This window comes from Novosphingobium beihaiense, assembly GCF_022832375.1.
In the GTDB taxonomy this organism is placed as follows: Bacteria; Pseudomonadota; Alphaproteobacteria; order Sphingomonadales; family Sphingomonadaceae; genus Novosphingobium; species Novosphingobium beihaiensis.
Window position 1 is genome coordinate 331,952 of the sequence record NZ_JALHLG010000005.1, and the last position, 16,251, is coordinate 348,202.

Below are 16,251 nucleotides of genomic sequence, written 5' to 3' on the forward strand. Positions count from 1 at the left end.
CTGATCGTGAACATTGAGAGAACAATTAAGCAACGAAATTCGTAACGTCAAGCAATACCGCCATTTTGGAGCAGGAACACGCGCACTTCGTCTCCAGCCGCGCCTGCCGGGGCGAAAGCGGCGCGGTCGATCAGCACATTGCTGAGCGCCAGTGCGGAGAGGGCTCCGCTGTCCTGAAGCGCCTGGGGCACCACGGACTGCCCGTTCCATGTGCCGCGCACGAATTCGCGGCGTCCGCCGTTCGCGCGGATTGGCGCGCCGAGCCGCGTGGTGATCTGCATGGGCAGAACATAGCGCGCGCCCAGCATCCGGCGCAGCAGCGGCAGCATGAAATGATAGGCGGTGACGAAGCTCGACACCGGATTGCCGGGAAGGCCGATAACGATTTGCGGCCCGGTCCGGCGTTTACGGCGGGCGACGAGGATCGGCTTGCCCGGCTTGATCGCGACGCGCCAGAAATCGAGCGATGCGCCCCAGGCTTCCAGCGCCGGACGGATCAGATCGTGCTCGCCCGCGGAAGCACCGCCGCTGGTGACGATGACGTCTGCGTGGTGCGCCTCGTCGAAAGCGGCAATGAGTGCGTCGAGCGTGTCGGCAACCGGGCCGCTTCGCCAGGCTTCCACCGGAAGCTTGCGGGCCATGGCCAGAAGCATCGCGCCATTGCTGGCGGGGATCTGGTGCGGCGCGCAGGTTTCCGGATCGCTGGCGAGTTCGTCTCCGCTGTCGATCACCGCCACGCGCGGCTTGCGGCAGACGGGCAAGTGCTTGTGCCCGGCGGCAATGGCGAGCGCGGCATCGGCCGGGCCGATCAGCGAACCGGCTGCGATCACTTCGCTGCCCTTCCGGAAATCGAGGCCGCAAGGGCGGATGTGCTTGTGCGGGGGAAGCGGGCCGTCCCCTGTCAGCATGATCCGGTCATCCTGCCGGGCAAGGTCTTCCTGAAGGATGACGGCGGCGGCTCCCGCGGGCAGCAGTGCCCCCGTGGAAACCTGCACGGCCTGCCCGCTGGTTACTTCACCCGCGAAAGGATGCCCTGCCGCGCTTTCGCCCACTACGTGCCAGGGACCGGCCATGTCCCCTGCAGTCACGGCATAGCCGTCCATTGCGGAAAGATCTGCGGCGGGCTGGGTGCGGCGGGCGAGCAGCGGCTGCGCGAGATAGCGGCCGATGGCGCCTTCGATATCGACATGCTCGACGGGCAGGGGGCTGGCGAGGGCCAGCAGGTGGGCCTGCGCTTCTTCCAACGGCATGGGTGGAACTTTGGCCATCAGGCGCTTGCCTCCCACGTCCAGTGCCCGGACTTGCCGCCGCGCTTTTCGATCAGGCGGATTTCACCGATGACCATACCTTTGTCGAGCGCCTTGGCCATGTCGTAGATGGTGACGAGGGCAACGGATACGGCCGTGATCGCTTCCATTTCCACCCCCGTCTTGCCTGTGAGAGAGGCCGTGGCGGTGGCGCGAATGGCGCTGTCTTCGAATGTGAAATCGACGTTCACCGCGTCGATGGCGAGCGGATGGCACATCGGGATGAGATCGCCGGTCTTCTTGGCGGCCATGATTCCGGCCACGCGCGCGGTGCCCAGCACATCGCCCTTGGGGGCATTGCCCGCACGGATTGCCGCGAGGGCCTCGGCGCTCATGGCGATCCGGCCCGAGGCGACGGCAAGGCGCTGCGTTTCCGCCTTGGCGCCAACATCGACCATGCGGGCCGATCCTTCCGAATCGATATGGGTAAGGGATTTGCTCATGATGCCGCCGCATAAAGTGACAGAGTTGACACGGTTGACACTGTCCAGGGAAAAAACGCGGTAAGTGTCACCTTGCGCGCTGCGCAACGTGGCGCCGGGGCGTAGTGGAGCGGTACGGATCGGGTCATGCGGCGGGAATGCCAGACTTTCGCGGTGTAGGACACCCCGTTTGCCCAAGAAGCCCGGTTACCCCAGGAGCAGGGTCCGCGTCGCCGCCTCTACATCGGCCTGGCGCATCAGGCTTTCACCGACGAGGAACGTGCGCGCGCCGCAATGGGACAGGCGTTCGAGGTCGGCGTGCGTGTTGATGCCGCTCTCTGCCACCAGCAGCGTGCCTTCGGGCGCCAGCGGGGCGAGGTGTTCGGTCGTGGCGATATCAGTGACGAAGGTTTTGAGATCGCGGTTGTTCACACCGATCAAACGTGATTTCAATCGCGCGGCGCGTTCCATCTCCGCTTCGTTGTGCACTTCGACGAGGCAGTCCATTCCGCGTTCGAGCGCGGCGGCCTCGATTTCGGCCATCAGCGTATCGTTGAGCGCGGCAACGATGATCAGGATGGCATCGGCGCCGATCGCGCGGGCTTCGGCCACTTGCCAGGGATCGACCATGAAGTCCTTGCGGATCACCGGGAGGGATACGGCCGCGCGGGCTTCCATCAGGTAATCCTCGTGCCCCTGGAAATAGGGGGCGTCGGTCAGCACCGAAAGGCAAGCCGCGCCGCCGCGCTCATAGGCCGCGGCATGGTCCGCCGGGCGGAAGTCCGGGCGGATCAGGCCCTTGGAGGGGCTCGCCTTTTTGATCTCCGCGATCAGTGCGAAGCCATCCGTGGCCTTGCGGCGCAGGGCGGCTTCGAACCCGCGCGGGGCGCTCTGGTGGGCGGCATGACTGTCGAGCGTGCCGATCGAGGCGACGGCCTTGCGTTCCTCGACTTCCTCGCGCTTGGTTTCGCAGATTTCGGTGAGCTTGTCGGACATGCCTGCGCCTTATGCGCGTGCGGACATCAAGTCGAGAGGCGTCCTGCGATCCTTCGACAAGCTCAGGATCCGGCGGTTCAGGATGAGGGCGGCATGCGGCCTATCCCTTCGCCGCCCACTCAGAGCTTGTCGGCGAGTATTGGCCTCAGGCCCGAACCGCGTCGATCCAGCAGTTGAGCAAAGCGTTGGCGAGGCCCTTGTCGATAACCTCCGCAGCTTCCTCCGCGCCTTGCTGCCAATTCTGTGCCTCGCCCGCCACGATCAGCGCGCCGGCGGCGTTGAACAGCACAGCGTCGCGATAAGGGCCAGGCTCGCCCTGGAGCAAGGTGCGCAGCGCGGCGGCGTTGTACGTGGCATCGCCGCCGCGGATGGCCTCGACAGGGACCGAAGGCAGCCCGGCATCTTGCGGGGTAACGCGGCGTATGGCCACTTCGCCTCCCTGCACTTCGGCCAGTTCGTTACCGCCCGCGAGGCTGAGTTCGTCGAGTCCCTCGTCGCCAGAAACGACCATCGAATGATCGGTGCCAAGGCGCGAGAGCGCTTCGGCATAGATGGGCACAAAGGCCGGGCGGGCGATGCCGACGAGCTGGCGGCGCACGCTTGCCGGATTGGCGAGCGGGCCCATCAGGTTGAAGATCGTGCGGCGGCCGATGGCCTTGCGGATCGGCATGATCCGGCCCATCGCCGGATGGTGCTGGCCCGCGAAGAGGAAGCAGATGCCGATATCGCTTAGCGTCGCTTCGGCGGTCTCGGCAGCACGGTCGAGGTTGAGGCCCAGCGCTTCCAGCGTGTCGGCTGCGCCTGCCTTGGAACTGGCAGCGCGATTGCCGTGCTTGGCTACCGGCACACCGCAAGCCGCCACGACCAGCGAGACGGCAGTGGAGACATTGAGCGTGTGAAATCCGTCGCCGCCGGTGCCGCAAACGTCGATGGCGTTGTCCGGTGCCGAGATGGGGATCATCCGCGCGCGCATGGCCCGTGCTGCCCCGGCGATTTCGCTCGCCGTCTCGCCCCGGTCAGACAGCGCGGTGAGGAACGCGGCGATCCCGCTGTCGGGCACTTGCCCATCGAGGATGGCGCCAAATGCGGTTTCGGCCTCGGCTTCCTCAAGCGGATAGAGTGGATCGGGCAGGGTCATGCCGAAAGCCGCTGCGGCAGCTTCGCGTCGATCCCGCACAGCTTCAGGAAATTCGCCAGCATGGCGTGGCCGTGCTCGGTGGCGATGCTTTCCGGGTGGAACTGCACACCGTGGATCGGCAGGCTTTCGTGGCGGAAGCCCATCACATGGCCGTCGTCCGAACGGGCATTGACCACCAAGGCTTCAGGGATGTCCTCGACGATCAGCGAGTGATAGCGTGTCGCCATGAAAGGTGAGGGGATACCTTCGAACACGCCGGTGTTGTCATGCGTGACAGGCGAGGTCTTGCCGTGCATCAGCCCGCCGCGCACCACGTGCCCGCCGAAATACTGCCCGATCGACTGGTGGCCCAGGCACACGCCGAGCAGCGGCTTTCCGGCATCGGCCGCCGCGCCCACGAGATCGAGGCTGATCCCCGCTTCGTTGGGGGTGCAGGGGCCGGGCGAGATCAGGAAACCCTGCGCGCCGCTGGATAGGGCCTGTCCGGCGGACATGGCGTCGTTGCGCACGACTTCGACTTCGGCGCCCAGTTCCATCACATAGTGGACCAGGTTCCAGGTGAAGCTGTCGTAATTGTCGATGACGAGGATCATGAGCCGCCTTTCGCCCGTTTCTCGACGACGATCAAGGGGCCGAGCGGGGGCCCGCCATCGACGCGGCCATGGCCCGGGTCCCACAGCGAGGACACGCTGCCGTCGAGGAACAGCGCATTGGGGCAGTGGAGCGTGTCGCGGAAGTACCGCGCGAGCTTGCCGAACGAGACGGGCTCGTCCGAAATCACAAAGTGCGCGCGGCCTTTGGCATCGACGCCGACGCCGTTGCGCAGCTTGAGCGATGTGCCGTCGGGGGCGATCTTGGGGTGCAGCTTGCCGTCGATTACCAGCATGGGGCCCGACTGGGTTCCGAAGTCCGGGCGGCTGGTGACCTTGGCCGCGAACTGATCGCTGGTAAGCACGGCCCATGGCCCGCCAGCCTTTCCGTAAAACACGCCGTTGGGCAGGACATGGAAATTGCCCGGCCCTTCATTGGTGTTGAGCTTGTGTTTCCGCTCTCCGTTTTCGACGTAGTAACCGATGGGCTGGCCTTCGGTATCGAACATGCCGCCGTTCATGGCGAAAGCCACGGCGGGGGCCTTGTCCGGCCGGTTCACGGCGAGCTGCGACAGGCTGCGGTAGGGCGCACCGCCCTTGGGGCCGAGGACCATATGGATGGCGTTGCGCCCCGGCACGGCTGTGCAATGGGTAAAGGCCACGCCTTCGAACGTTACGCTTTCGCATGGAGAGGGAGGCGGTGGAGTTTCGGCCTCCTGCTCTTCGCTGGAGGAGCAGGCGCTGAGGCTCAGAAGCAAAATGAAGGTGAGACGCTTCAGCACTTTTCGGGAATTTCGGCAGCAATCAGCGCCGCACGGAGTTTTGCGATCTCTTCGGACGAAACTTGGCTTTTCGGTATCGCATGAAACATAAGTTTCGTCCGGAACAGCATCATCAAGTGTTCATTTTCGATCCAGCTGCAGATCATCGGCCATTCGTAGATCGATGAGCCGCGATCGTTGCTGATGCGAATACCTTCGTCGTCAAAAACATAAAACGTAGGCAAGCCGTCAAGGTGCAGTTGCTTCCATGTGTTGCGAGCTGAGCGGGGAATGCACCAGAGCCAGTATAGCCAAATCGCTGCGAAAACTGCTGTTGCTAATACGAGCCCGGTAATGATTTCTGCGATTGCACCGGTGATGCTGGCGCCGTCATTGATAAATCTCGTGCTGACACCAAGCACGGAATAGGCCGCGCCGACGATCAGAATGTATTTGACAGCTCCGCGCCACAACCAGCGACGCTTTAGCATGAGCCAATTCGCAGCCTTGTAGGTCTCAAAATCCAGCGAAGTGGTAAAAGATGAGCTCACTGCCCGAAACCCGGCTCACCAGCCACGCGCACGGCTTCGCGCGCCGCTGCGAACAGAGCGCCGCTTTTGGCCTCGCATTCGCGCTGTTCGTAGGCCGGGTCGCTGTCGGCGACGATGCCCGCGCCTGCCTGCACGTGCAGCACGCCGTCCTTGAGCACGCCTGTGCGCAGGACGATGCACGAGTCCACCGAACCATCGGGCGCGAAGTAACCCACGCCGCCGGCATAGGCGCCGCGCGTTTCGGGTTCGAGTTCGGCGATGATCTCGCAGGCGCGGACCTTGGGCGCGCCCGAGACCGTGCCTGCCGGGAAGCCCGCGAAGACCGCGTCGATGGCATCGTGCTTTTCGGTGTCGAGTTGGCCGACCACGTTCGAGACGATGTGCATCACATGGCTGTAGCGCTCGATCGTGTAGCTGTCGGTGACTTCCACTGTGCCCTTGGCCGCCACGCGGCCGACATCGTTACGGCCAAGGTCGAGCAGCATCAGGTGCTCGGCGCGTTCCTTCGGATCCGCGAGCAGGCTGGTTTCGTTGGCCTTGTCCTCTGCGGGCGTCTTGCCGCGCGGGCGGGTACCTGCGATCGGGCGGATGGTCACTTCGCCATCGCGCACGCGCACCAGGATTTCCGGGCTCGATCCGACCAGTGCGAAACCGGGCAGGTCGAGGAAATAGAGAAACGGCGAGGGGTTTACCCGGCGCAGCGAGCGGTAGAGAGCCAGCGGCGGCAGGGTGAACTCGCACGTGAAGCGCTGGGCCAGCACGACCTGGAAGATATCGCCCGCCTCGATATAGTCCTTCGCTTTGAGGACCATCGCCTGATAGTCTTCGGCAGGCATGACCGGGCTCTGCGCGGGGGCAGGAAGATCCGCCAGCACAGGGGCTTCCGGCACCGGCGCGGCGAGGCGGCGCAGGGCTTCGTCGATGCGCTCGGCGCCCGCTTCCACCACACGCTCTGGCGTTCCGGTATCGGGCCAGAGCGGCGCGACGCAGAACATCTCGTCCCCAAGCCGGTCGAACACGAGAATCAGGGAGGGGCGCACGAACAGCATGTCTGGCAGGTCGAGCGCGCTTTGCGGTGCGCGCGGCAGCTTTTCGACAAGGCCGATCGTCTCGTACCCGAAATAGCCGACGAGACACGCCAGTGCCTTGGGCAGTTCGGGTGGCATGTCGATGCGGCACGATTCCACCAGTGCGCGCAGTTCGGCCAGACTGTCACCGGGCAGCGGCGCAAAGGCCTCCCGGTCGAACTGCCATTTGCGGTTGATCTCGCAAGTGTGGCCACTGGCGCGGAACACCAGATCGGGATCGAGCCCGATCAGGCTGTAGCGCCCGCGCACTTCGCCGCCTTCGACCGATTCGAGCACGAAATCGCCGCGCCCTTCCTCGAACAGCTTGAGCGCGGCGCCCACCGGCGTTTCGGTATCCGCCACCAGCTTGCGCCAGAGCAGCGCGGGCTGGCCTTGCGTCAGGCGTTCAAGGACGGCGGAACGATCCGATTCGCGCGGCTTGGCGTGGAGCATGGTGAGCGTGCCTGGCCGGTCAGTTCGCCGAACCGGAGCCGGCGAGTTCGCCGCGCACGGTCTTGATCGCGTTCGGATGCTCGGTCACGCCCACGTCCTTGCGGATCGCCTTGGCCAACGCATCGCCGTAGGACTGGCCGAGCTGCTGGCCGAGTTCGCGGCGGGCGCCCTTTACCATTTCCTCGGATTCGACCTTGCCGGGCTCGATCTTCTTGAGCTGGACGACGAACCATGCGCGGTCCTGCATGGCGGATTGCACTTTCACAGTCCCGGCGGCCATGTGGAACAGCAGCGATACCGGCGGCGGAACCTGCTTGCCCGAACGCAGCGCGGCGGCCAGCGTGGGGCGGGACATGCTCACGTTCTGAACCGGCGGAAGCGGCTTGCCGACGGCGGCCAGTGCCTGTTCCATCGTCTTGCCCTTGCCGATTTCGGCCTGCATCTTGACCGCGGCGGCCCGGGCTGCCTTCGACCCTGTGTCGATCATCCAGGCTTCCTTCACATCATCCTTGATCTCGGACAGCGGAGCAGGCGCGGAGGGCATGATGTCGGTCACGTCGAACAGCACGAAGCTCTGGCCGGGCACGGCAGGGGCCACCTGCGGCTCTTCCTGATCCATGGTGAAGGCGGTGGAGAGCACGGGCCTGAGATCGTTCGGGGCCGTTTCGCCGGGCTTCATGTAGACTTGCCCATCTGCCGTCACCGGCGCGGTTTTCTCGACTTTCAGGCCGAATGCCTTGGCGACTTCCTCCAGGCTGGAGCCATTGTCGATCTGATCTTCGATATTGCCGGCCATGTCGGTGAAGGCCTTGCGGGCCTTTTCCTGGGCAAGCTGCTTCGAAATCTCGTCCTTGACGTCCGCCAGCGTGCGGGCAGGCGTCTTCTGCTCCTCGTCGACGCGGATGACGTGCCAGCCCAGCGCGCTCTTCTTGGGAGCGGCGAGCTTGCCCACCGGCGCGGCGAACACGGCGGCCGAGACATCGGAGGAGAACTGGCTGGCCAGGTCTTCCCGGCTGAAGAAGGCAAGGTTGGCTGCGGTCAGGCCCTTTTCCTTCGCTGCCGCTTCAAGCGACTTGCCGCCTTCGACTTCCGCGACAACGGCCTTGGCCGCCGCTTCGGTCGGGACGATAAGCTGAGTGATCCGGCGCCGGTCTTGTGCGGCATAATTAGCCTTGTTCGCCTTGTAGCGCGCGGCGATTTCGGCATCCGTCGGGGCCGCCGGTTCCTTGACCGAGGTCTTGTCGAACGTGGCGTAGCGGATCACGCGGCGTTCGGGGCGGATGAAGGTGTCGGTGTGGTCTTTGTAGAAGGCTGCGAGCTGCTTGTCGGTCGGGCCCTTTTTGGGGGCGAATGCCAGCGAGGGCAGGGCGGCGACGGCGCCGGTGCGCGTTTCCGTCAGCAGCGCGGCGTACCGTTTGGCGGCATATTCCGGCATCACCGTGCCGGTTGTGGCCGGGGCCATCAGTTCCTGGGCGGTGAGGTTGTGCGCGATATCCTCACGCAGCGCCTGTTCGGAAATGCCCTGCTGGGCCAGCGCCTGGCGGAAGGCGTTCTGATCGAACTTGCCGTCCACGCCCTGGAAGGCCGGAATCTGCGTGATTTCGCTATCAATCAGCCGGTCGCTGGGAAGGACCTTGTGTTCCTTGCCGAAAGCGTAAAACGCGGTGCGGTCGACAAGATCGCTCAGGACCTGCTCGACGCCGCCCTGAGCTACCAGCAGCTTCATCGTCGCGGTCGGCTGCTGCTGCTTCACGCGCTCCAGCGCGCGGGTGGCGCCCAGCTTCAAGGTTGAGGAGTCGATATCCTCACCGCCTACAGTCGCGACCGAACTGCCGCCACCGATTCCGGACGAACCGCGCATTCCCGCGATGTCGCCGCTGGCAAAGGCAATGGCGATGAGCGCCAGCGCGACCAGCGCAATGGCGGCGCCAATCTTGGATTTGAAGAAATTTCTGAAGAAAGAGAGCATGGACCGTGCCGATCAGCGATTGCCTGGGGGAAGCCGTGTAAGCTTCGCATGAAACGGGCGCAGGCTTTAGGGGGCCTTGCCGCATCCTGCAATGCCCCCTCGCACGGGAACGGCAAGAAGGGAGCATTTCCTTGGGAAGCCGATGGGGTAACCTACCGGTATTCGTGTGGAAATCATGGGCTGTGGCGATGGTGAGCACGGTCTGGCGCTACCCAGCGATGGGGCAGGATGCGGCGCGCGCCTGCCGGGTTTCGCGCCTTCGCGGAGCCCATTCAGGCGTTGGTCGAGTAAGGGAGCGATGGTTTTTGACAGGCGGGCGGGGCTGGCTTAGCAGCGCCCCGACAGCGAGATGCCTGATTCCCCCGGTGCGGGAAACAGGGGGAATCGCACCGGTTTGATAAAGGTTTGAAATGGCTGGATTGCCTTACATCGTCGGAAACTGGAAAATGAACGGCACGCGCGCGATGCTCAATGAGGCGCGCGCGATCGACCGGGCAGCCGCACGCTTTCCCAAGGTGCAGGTTGCGGTCGCGCCGCCAGCCACCCTGATCTACCGCACGCGCGATGCGGCCGACATTATTGGCGTGGGCGGGCAGGACTGCCACGCCCAGGAAAGCGGGGCTTTCACGGGCGATATCTCCGCCGTGATGCTCAAGGATGCCGGCGCGGATTTCACCATCGTCGGGCATTCCGAACGCCGCACGATCCATGGTGAGACCGATGCGGATGTGAAGGCCAAGGCGGAGGCCGCGCTGGCAGCGGGCCTTGGCGTGATTCTCTGCGTGGGCGAAACCGAGGCGCAGCGCGATGCCGGACAGGCCGAAGCGGTTGTCGGCGCGCAGCTCGAAGGTTCGTGCCCGCAAACCGACGGGGCACCGGAAAAGCTTTCGGTGGCCTATGAGCCGGTCTGGGCGATCGGCACCGGCCGCGTGCCTTCGGTCGAGGACGTGGCGGCGATGCACAAGTCGATCCGCGACAAGCTTGTTGCCATTTATGGCGAGGGCGGCGCGGAAGTGCGCATTCTCTATGGCGGTTCGGTGAAGGCGGACAACGCGGCCGAACTGCTTTCCGTTGCCGAGGTCGGCGGCGCGCTTGTTGGCGGCGCCAGCCTTACGGCCGAGAGCTTCCTTTCCATCGTCGGTGCGGCGGCTTCGCTGGCCGCGGACTGAGAGGATTCGATCCGGGAGGAAGCCTTGCGGTTCCTCCCGGTGTCATACCCGGGTTGCGCAAGGGCCGCACAAGGCCTATCTGCGCCGGGATTAACGCGGGTATTGCGCCCGCCAGAAGGCTGAGACGTAGATGTTCCTTTTTCTGACCGTGGTTCAGGCCCTGATTGCTGCGGCCCTTGTTGCCGTAGTGCTCATGCAGCAGTCCGAAGGCGGCGGCCTTGGCGTCGGCGGCGGAAGCCCTTCCGGGCTGATGTCGGCGCGGGGCGCGGCGGACTTCATGACACGGGCGACCGCGATCCTGGCCACGCTCTTCGTTGCTCTCAGCATCGTTCTGGCCGCGATGGCTGTGGATCAGACCACTGGCCGTGACATCGACACTTCGCTTCAGCGCGATACGGCTCCGGCCCAGCCTGCCGATCCGCTCGCCGGTTCTGCCGGGCAGGGTGCAGGCGCCGCGGAAGCAGGAAAGGCGGCCCCTGTTGGACAGGCGCCCGCTGACGATCCGCTTTCAGGGGCTGCCAAGCAGTAACCCCTTAGCATTTTACCGTAACCGGATTGCCTTCTGGCCCTGCCAGAGGGGCAATTCTTGTGTTTGATCTGTGGATTCAGGCTCTAGGCGCTTGCCGAAGGGCCCCCATGCAATTTAAGGCCCGACTCCCATGGCGCGGCATATATTCATCACCGGCGGCGTGGTCTCCTCGCTGGGTAAGGGGCTCATGGCGGCAAGCCTTGCGGCTCTGTTGCAGGCTCGCGGATTCAAGGTCCGCATCCGTAAGTTCGATCCCTATCTGAACGTCGATCCGGGCACGATGAGCCCGTATCAGCACGGCGAAGTGTTCGTGACCGACGACGGGGCCGAGACCGACCTCGATCTGGGGCACTACGAGCGCTTTACCGGTGTCTCGGCGCGTCAGGCGGACAACATCACTTCGGGCCGCATCTACCGCGACATCATCGCCAAGGAGCGCCGTGGTGACTATCTGGGTGCCACTGTCCAGGTGATCCCGCACGTGACCGATGCGATCAAGGACTTCGCGCAGGCCGATACGGACGATCTCGATTTCGTGCTGTGCGAAATCGGCGGCACTGTCGGCGATATCGAAGGCCTGCCGTTCATCGAGGCGCTGCGCCAGATGCGCAATGAGCTGGGGCGTGAGAACACCTGCTTCGTGCATGTCACGCTGGTGCCCTACATCGCCGCCGCGGGCGAGCTGAAGACCAAGCCTACGCAGCACTCGGTGCGCGAACTGACCGGCCTTGGCATCCAGCCCGATATCCTGCTGTGCCGCTGCGACCGTGAGCTGCCCGAAAGCGAGCGCCGCAAGATCGCGCTGTTCTGCAACGTGCGCCCGCAGGCGGTGATCCAGGCGCTCGACGCGCCGAACATCTACGCGGTGCCCGAACAGTACCACCACGAAGGCCTCGACGCGGAAGTGCTGCACCACTTCGGCCTGACGTCAGCCAGTCCGGACCTTGCGCGCTGGGATGACATTACCGACCGCTATGAGCACCCCGAAGGCGAAGTGACCATTGGCGTGGTTGGCAAGTATGTCGGCCTTCCCGATGCCTACAAGTCGCTGAACGAGGCGCTGGTCCACGGTGGCATGGCGAACCGGGTCAAGGTCAACATAAAGTGGATCGACGCGGAAATCTTCGAGCAGGCGGATTCCGAAATTGCAGCGGCCCTGGAACCGATGCACGGAATTCTCGTGCCCGGCGGGTTCGGCGAGCGTGGCACCGAGGGCAAGATCGCGGCGGTGCGGTTCGCGCGGGAGCGCAACGTTCCGTTCTTCGGCATTTGCCTGGGCATGCAGATGGCCTGCGTTGAAGGCGCACGGGCCGCTGGCATTGCCAAGGCCGGTTCCACCGAATTCGGGCCTACCGAAGATCCGGTCGTCGGCATTATCACCGAGTGGATGGGCAAGGATGGCCTGGAACAGCGCGCGGCCGGGGGAGACCTTGGCGGCACCATGCGCCTGGGCGCCTACCGGGCGGAGCTTTCGCCCAACAGCCATGTGTCGGCGATCTATGGTTCCACGGAGATCAGCGAGCGTCACCGCCACCGCTACGAAGTGAACGCGTCCTATCGCGATGCGCTGGAAAGCGGCGGCCTCATCTTCTCGGGCATGTCGCCCGACGGCCTGCTGCCGGAGATTGTCGAGCGGCCGGACCATCCGTGGTTCGTGGGCGTGCAGTTCCATCCGGAGCTGAAGTCGAAGCCCTTCGATCCGCACCCGCTCTTTTCGGGTTTCATCGCGGCTTCCCTGCGGCAGGCGCGCCTCGTCTGATCTGCCGTCTGACGTGCGGGGAATGCCCCGCGCAGGCTGGATAAAAACAAAGGGCCGGCTCCCTGAGGAGCCGGCCCTTTGCTTTGCCGGTGGCGTGCCCCGGACAGATCAGATCAGCTTCCAGGTCAGCGGCAGAACCACGGAGCTGGTGCCTGCCGGCGGGGTCGGAACGCTGCCGACGCGCGACATCATTGCCACCGCTTCCTTGTCGAGAGCGCGCGAGCCCGACGATTCGGCCAGCTCGGCCTTCTCGATCTTGCCCGAGGCGGTAATGTAGATCTTGACCTTGGCCGTGCCTTCCTCGCCACGCATCTGCGCGGTGCGGGGGTAGGACTGCTTGGAAGCAACAGTGCGCTTCACCGAATTGAGCCAGCTATCGGCAAGGGCCGGGGTGACGGTCAGCGCGAGCGCGGAAAGCGCGGCGGTAATTTTCAGGATGGTCTTCACTACTTAGTCTCCATTTCGGATGGGACGCCGGACCGGGCCGATCGTCCAGGGGGCACTCACTTCAAAGTTCAAAATTCGCTCCAGTCGTCGAGCGCGAGGGCATTGGCGCCGGCCACGGCAGGCCTTGGCGCGGGCGCCGGTGCCAGATGGGCAGGCGCTTCTGCCTCCAGCTCTTCCGATACGAACGGCTGTCGCGGTTCCACGGGCGCCGCGAACGATGCTCCGGTATTGTTTTCGCCAAGCTGGAAGGCGGACATCTGCGTCATCAGGCGCTGGGTCTCGCTGGAAAGGTTGCGGCTGCCCGCAGAGCTTTCTTCCACCATCGCCGCGTTCTGCTGGGTGAAGGTGTCCATGCCCGTGACCATGGTCGAGATTTCGGTGATGCCTTCGGCCTGCTTCTCGGCCGCTCCGGCAATCTCCTCGACCAGACCGGCCACGGCGGCAACTTCGCCCACGATCTGGCGCAGCGCATCGCCGCTGCTTTCCACCAGCGAGACACCGTCGCCGACCTGCTTGGTGCTGCGGTCGATCAGCTTGCGGATGTCGTTGGCCGCATCGGCCGAGCGCTGGGCCAGAGCCCGCACTTCGGTGGCGACAACCGCGAAGCCCTTGCCGGCTTCACCGGCACGCGCCGCTTCGACGCCCGCGTTGAGGGCGAGAAGATTGGTCTGGAAGGCGATGCCGTCGATGACGTTGATGATCGCCGCCATCTCGCGCGAAGTCGTCTCGATGCCGCGCATGGCATCCACCGCCTCGTGGGCGATGCCTTCCACCTTGGTCGCGGTTTCGCGGGCCACGATCAGCCGGGTGCTGGTCTGGCGGGCATTATCCGCCGTGACCTGAACCACGCTGGTGAACTCGCTGAGCGTGCGCGACGTATCGGCCAGCGAGCTGGCCTGCTGTTCGGTGCGTCCCGCGAGGTCGGACGTGGCGGCGGCGATTTCGTCAGTGCCGACGCGGATGGAATTGCAGCCGTCCACGAGCTGGCGCATCGTTTCGGAAAGGCGCGCGATCGCCAGGTTGTAGTCCACCGGCAGGCGGGCGAGGGCGCCTTCGCCGGTTTCCTCAAGGCGGTTCGTCAGATTGCCTTCCGCGAGCTGCGCCAGGCCGTTGCCGATGGCTTCGACGGTGCGCTGCAGATCACGGGCGCGTTCCTGCTCTTCCTGCGCGCGTTCCTGATCGGCGCGGGCCAGCCCCTGGAAGCGTTCAAGCGCGCGGGCGAGGCTGCCGAGTTCGTCCTTGCGCTCCACGCCGGGGATGACCACGCTGGTATCGCCTTCAATCAGGCTGCGCACAGTGCTGTCCAGGCGCTTCACCGGACGCGCCACCGAGCGCATCATGAAGATCAGCAGGATGATCGCGCAGATCAGACCGCCAAGCGCCGTGGCCGTAACGACCTTGCGGGCCTTCGCGTAGATCGTCTCGCCGCGCTTGGCGGCATCTGCCGCTGCCTTGGTGTTGAGATCGACCAGCGTCAACAGGTGGTCTTCCATGTCGTAGAAGCTGTCGAGGCCATCGCCTTCGTACATCTCGCGCGCCGCCTCAGGATCGGTCTGCGCGAGATCGAGAATGGCATCATTCTGTTCGACGTAGCTCTTCCAGTCCTGGCGGACCTGATCGAGCGCTGCGACCTGTTCGGGCTTGCTGATGTGCGAGCCGTAGTCGTCCAGAACCTGATCGATCACCGATCCGGAATTGCGCAAGACCTTGTTCTGGCGTTCCCATGCGGGGGTGCCAGCGGCTTTCAGCGTGTCATCCTGATGAATCCGGTACTGCGACGCATAGGCGTGAAGATCGCCAAGAGCTTGCGAAGCGGGCAGCGAATCGGTGGTCAGTTCGCTGGTGAGGGTGTTGACTTCACCAATCTGGCGGATCGCGAAAACGCCTAGGCCCGCGACAATCGCGAGCAAAAGGCTGAAGGCGAACACCAGACGGTGGGCGATCTTCAAACGTTTCATAGGATTACGGAACTCCTGGGGGGCGAGGGCAGGAGTTTGTGTAACCGGCGCTGGTTGGAGCGCCTTTAAATGGAATAAGGGGAAATACCGAACCCTGTCCGGTGGGAAACGGTTAGTGGGTTTTACCGGGACCTATCGGCTCTGGGTTAACGGGCCGGTAAGATATGCCCCAAAAAAGGCGGCCCGGATTTCCGGACCGCCTATATTCAACCGTCTGAAAATTATGCTTTTACCGGCGCATCAGGCCGCAGCTGTGTCCTCGCCGGAGCCGTTTTCGACAACGGTCAGCGTGTTGCCGCCGATCGCGATTTTCTTGGGCTTCATGGCTTCGGGCACTTCGCGCACAAGGTCTATCACCAGCAAGCCATCGGCTAGGTCGGCGCTATCCACGCGCACATAGTCAGCCAGTTCGAAGCGGCGTTCGAATCCGCGCTGGGCAATGCCGACGTGCAGGAATTCCCCATCGGAAGTGTCCTCAGGCTTGTTGCCCTTTACGATCAGCAGGTTGGCATGCGCGGTAATATCGATATCGGCTGGCTTGAATCCGGCAATCGCAAGCGTGATGCGGTAAGCATCTTCGCCGCGGCGTTCGATGTTGAAAGGCGGATACTTGTCGCCCGGGTTCGCGCGGCCCTGATTTTCGATCATGTCGAACAGGCGGTCGAAACCGACCATGGTGCGGCGATAGGGCGAAAAATCGATACGGTTCATGACAAAAATCCTCCAATGAGCAATCTTCGTATTGGGAGGCCCGGAAAACCGGCGCCTCGTGCATGAATCATCCCCTTTGCGGGCCATGACTCGTATCCCTAGATATGATAGCGGCCCGCCGTTTCAAGGGTCGCAAGACACGCAAGGAAGGAACCCGCCGATGAGCCAGCCCAAGGTTGAAATCTACACCAAGTGGGGATGTCCCTATTGCGTCGCCGCCAAGGCGCTGCTCGACCGCAAAGGGGTGGCCTATGAGGAATATGACATCACCATGGGCGGTCCCAAGCGCACCGAGATGGAAGAGCGCGTGCCCGGTGCCCGCACGGTGCCGCAGGTCCTGATTGCCGATAAGGCCTATGGCGGTTTCGACGATATCAATGCGCTCGACCGGGAGGGCAAGCTCGACCCTGCGCTGGGGCTCTGA

At 64.2% G+C, this 16,251-nt stretch carries 16 protein-coding genes; 4 read left to right on the forward strand and 12 right to left on the reverse strand.

Features of this window, described 5'->3' with window-relative positions:
* Positions 1–47: 47 nt before the first annotated feature.
* The 9 genes from MTR66_RS05180 to MTR66_RS05220 all read right to left on the reverse strand — a co-directional run bounded on the left by MTR66_RS05180 (position 48) and on the right by MTR66_RS05220 (position 9,254).
* Positions 48–1,268 (reverse strand): molybdopterin molybdotransferase MoeA, encoded by a 1,221-nt coding sequence (locus MTR66_RS05180; RefSeq protein WP_243918463.1) that lies wholly within the window; start codon positions 1,266–1,268, stop codon positions 48–50.
* Positions 1,268–1,750 carry a cyclic pyranopterin monophosphate synthase MoaC gene (gene moaC, locus MTR66_RS05185; RefSeq protein WP_243918465.1) on the reverse strand — a complete coding sequence of 161 codons (483 nt, stop codon included), beginning with the start codon at positions 1,748–1,750 and terminating at the stop codon, positions 1,268–1,270. Before moaC ends, MTR66_RS05180 begins: the two co-directional genes overlap by 1 nt.
* Before the next feature lie 186 nt (positions 1,751–1,936).
* On the reverse strand, positions 1,937–2,725 hold the full coding sequence (gene trpC / locus MTR66_RS05190; protein ID WP_243918467.1) for an indole-3-glycerol phosphate synthase TrpC: 789 nt from the start codon (positions 2,723–2,725) through the stop codon (positions 1,937–1,939).
* Positions 2,726–2,870: 145 nt separating this feature from the next.
* Complete coding sequence (gene trpD / locus MTR66_RS05195; RefSeq protein WP_243918469.1) at positions 2,871–3,863, reverse strand: anthranilate phosphoribosyltransferase; 993 nt, start codon at positions 3,861–3,863, stop codon at positions 2,871–2,873.
* Entirely contained in the window at positions 3,860–4,456 is a 597-nt protein-coding gene (locus tag MTR66_RS05200; RefSeq protein ID WP_243918471.1) for an anthranilate synthase component II, read from the reverse strand. The genes trpD and MTR66_RS05200 overlap by 4 nt, the downstream gene beginning before the upstream one ends.
* Complete coding sequence (locus tag MTR66_RS05205) at positions 4,453–5,235, reverse strand: phosphodiester glycosidase family protein (protein WP_243918473.1); 783 nt, start codon at positions 5,233–5,235, stop codon at positions 4,453–4,455. Before MTR66_RS05205 ends, MTR66_RS05200 begins: the two co-directional genes overlap by 4 nt.
* A complete protein-coding gene (locus tag MTR66_RS05210; protein ID WP_243918475.1) occupies positions 5,229–5,705 on the reverse strand; it encodes a YcxB family protein in 477 nt (158 codons plus the stop codon). The genes MTR66_RS05205 and MTR66_RS05210 overlap by 7 nt, the downstream gene beginning before the upstream one ends.
* A gap of 56 nt (positions 5,706–5,761) precedes the next feature.
* The gene (gene trpE / locus MTR66_RS05215; protein WP_243918477.1) at positions 5,762–7,285 is read right to left on the reverse strand and encodes an anthranilate synthase component I; all 1,524 of its coding nucleotides are present in this window, start codon (positions 7,283–7,285) and stop codon (positions 5,762–5,764) included.
* 19 nt (positions 7,286–7,304) lie between these two features.
* On the reverse strand, positions 7,305–9,254 hold the full coding sequence (locus tag MTR66_RS05220) for a SurA N-terminal domain-containing protein (RefSeq protein ID WP_243918479.1): 1,950 nt from the start codon (positions 9,252–9,254) through the stop codon (positions 7,305–7,307).
* A 410-nt stretch (positions 9,255–9,664) separates the two neighbouring features.
* On the opposite strand from MTR66_RS05220, the gene tpiA reads away from it, so the two are divergent.
* The 3 genes from tpiA (at position 9,665) to MTR66_RS05235 (ending at position 12,711) form a co-directional block, all read left to right on the forward strand.
* On the forward strand, positions 9,665–10,423 hold the full coding sequence (tpiA, locus tag MTR66_RS05225) for a triose-phosphate isomerase (RefSeq protein WP_243918481.1): 759 nt from the start codon (positions 9,665–9,667) through the stop codon (positions 10,421–10,423).
* 130 nt (positions 10,424–10,553) lie between these two features.
* Positions 10,554–10,952, forward strand: a complete 399-nt coding sequence (secG, locus tag MTR66_RS05230) for a preprotein translocase subunit SecG (protein ID WP_243918483.1) — start codon at positions 10,554–10,556, stop codon at positions 10,950–10,952.
* 130 nt (positions 10,953–11,082) lie between these two features.
* Positions 11,083–12,711: a CTP synthase gene (locus MTR66_RS05235; RefSeq protein ID WP_243918485.1), complete on the forward strand. Its 1,629-nt coding sequence runs from the start codon at positions 11,083–11,085 to the stop codon at positions 12,709–12,711.
* Positions 12,712–12,819: 108 nt separating this feature from the next.
* On the opposite strand, the gene MTR66_RS05240 is transcribed toward MTR66_RS05235, so the two are convergent.
* The 3 genes from MTR66_RS05240 to MTR66_RS05250 form a co-directional block, all read right to left on the reverse strand.
* Entirely contained in the window at positions 12,820–13,158 is a 339-nt protein-coding gene (locus MTR66_RS05240) for an energy transducer TonB family protein (protein ID WP_243918487.1), read from the reverse strand.
* 68 nt (positions 13,159–13,226) lie between these two features.
* Complete coding sequence (locus MTR66_RS05245; RefSeq protein WP_243918489.1) at positions 13,227–15,116, reverse strand: methyl-accepting chemotaxis protein; 1,890 nt, start codon at positions 15,114–15,116, stop codon at positions 13,227–13,229.
* Positions 15,117–15,356: 240 nt separating this feature from the next.
* Positions 15,357–15,827 (reverse strand): Hsp20 family protein, encoded by a 471-nt coding sequence (locus tag MTR66_RS05250; RefSeq protein ID WP_243918491.1) that lies wholly within the window; start codon positions 15,825–15,827, stop codon positions 15,357–15,359.
* Between the two features lie 160 nt (positions 15,828–15,987).
* Here MTR66_RS05250 and grxC point away from each other — a divergent pair, with 160 nt between their 5' ends.
* On the forward strand, positions 15,988–16,251 hold the full coding sequence (grxC, locus tag MTR66_RS05255; protein ID WP_243918493.1) for a glutaredoxin 3: 264 nt from the start codon (positions 15,988–15,990) through the stop codon (positions 16,249–16,251).

Coding starts and splice junctions, on each gene's coding strand:
- MTR66_RS05180 (WP_243918463.1), bottom strand. CDS start 1,268: ATGGCCAAAGTTCCACCCATGCCGTTGGAAGAAGCGCAGGCCCACCTG.
- moaC (WP_243918465.1), bottom strand. CDS start 1,750: ATGAGCAAATCCCTTACCCATATCGATTCGGAAGGATCGGCCCGCATG.
- trpC (WP_243918467.1), bottom strand. CDS start 2,725: ATGTCCGACAAGCTCACCGAAATCTGCGAAACCAAGCGCGAGGAAGTC.
- trpD (WP_243918469.1), bottom strand. CDS start 3,863: ATGACCCTGCCCGATCCACTCTATCCGCTTGAGGAAGCCGAGGCCGAA.
- MTR66_RS05200 (WP_243918471.1), bottom strand. CDS start 4,456: ATGATCCTCGTCATCGACAATTACGACAGCTTCACCTGGAACCTGGTC.
- MTR66_RS05210 (WP_243918475.1), bottom strand. CDS start 5,705: ATGCTAAAGCGTCGCTGGTTGTGGCGCGGAGCTGTCAAATACATTCTG.
- trpE (WP_243918477.1), bottom strand. CDS start 7,285: ATGCTCCACGCCAAGCCGCGCGAATCGGATCGTTCCGCCGTCCTTGAA.
- MTR66_RS05220 (WP_243918479.1), bottom strand. CDS start 9,254: ATGCTCTCTTTCTTCAGAAATTTCTTCAAATCCAAGATTGGCGCCGCC.
- tpiA (WP_243918481.1), top strand. CDS start 9,665: ATGGCTGGATTGCCTTACATCGTCGGAAACTGGAAAATGAACGGCACG.
- secG (WP_243918483.1), top strand. CDS start 10,554: ATGTTCCTTTTTCTGACCGTGGTTCAGGCCCTGATTGCTGCGGCCCTT.
- MTR66_RS05235 (WP_243918485.1), top strand. CDS start 11,083: ATGGCGCGGCATATATTCATCACCGGCGGCGTGGTCTCCTCGCTGGGT.
- MTR66_RS05245 (WP_243918489.1), bottom strand. CDS start 15,116: ATGAAACGTTTGAAGATCGCCCACCGTCTGGTGTTCGCCTTCAGCCTT.
- MTR66_RS05250 (WP_243918491.1), bottom strand. CDS start 15,827: ATGAACCGTATCGATTTTTCGCCCTATCGCCGCACCATGGTCGGTTTC.
- grxC (WP_243918493.1), top strand. CDS start 15,988: ATGAGCCAGCCCAAGGTTGAAATCTACACCAAGTGGGGATGTCCCTAT.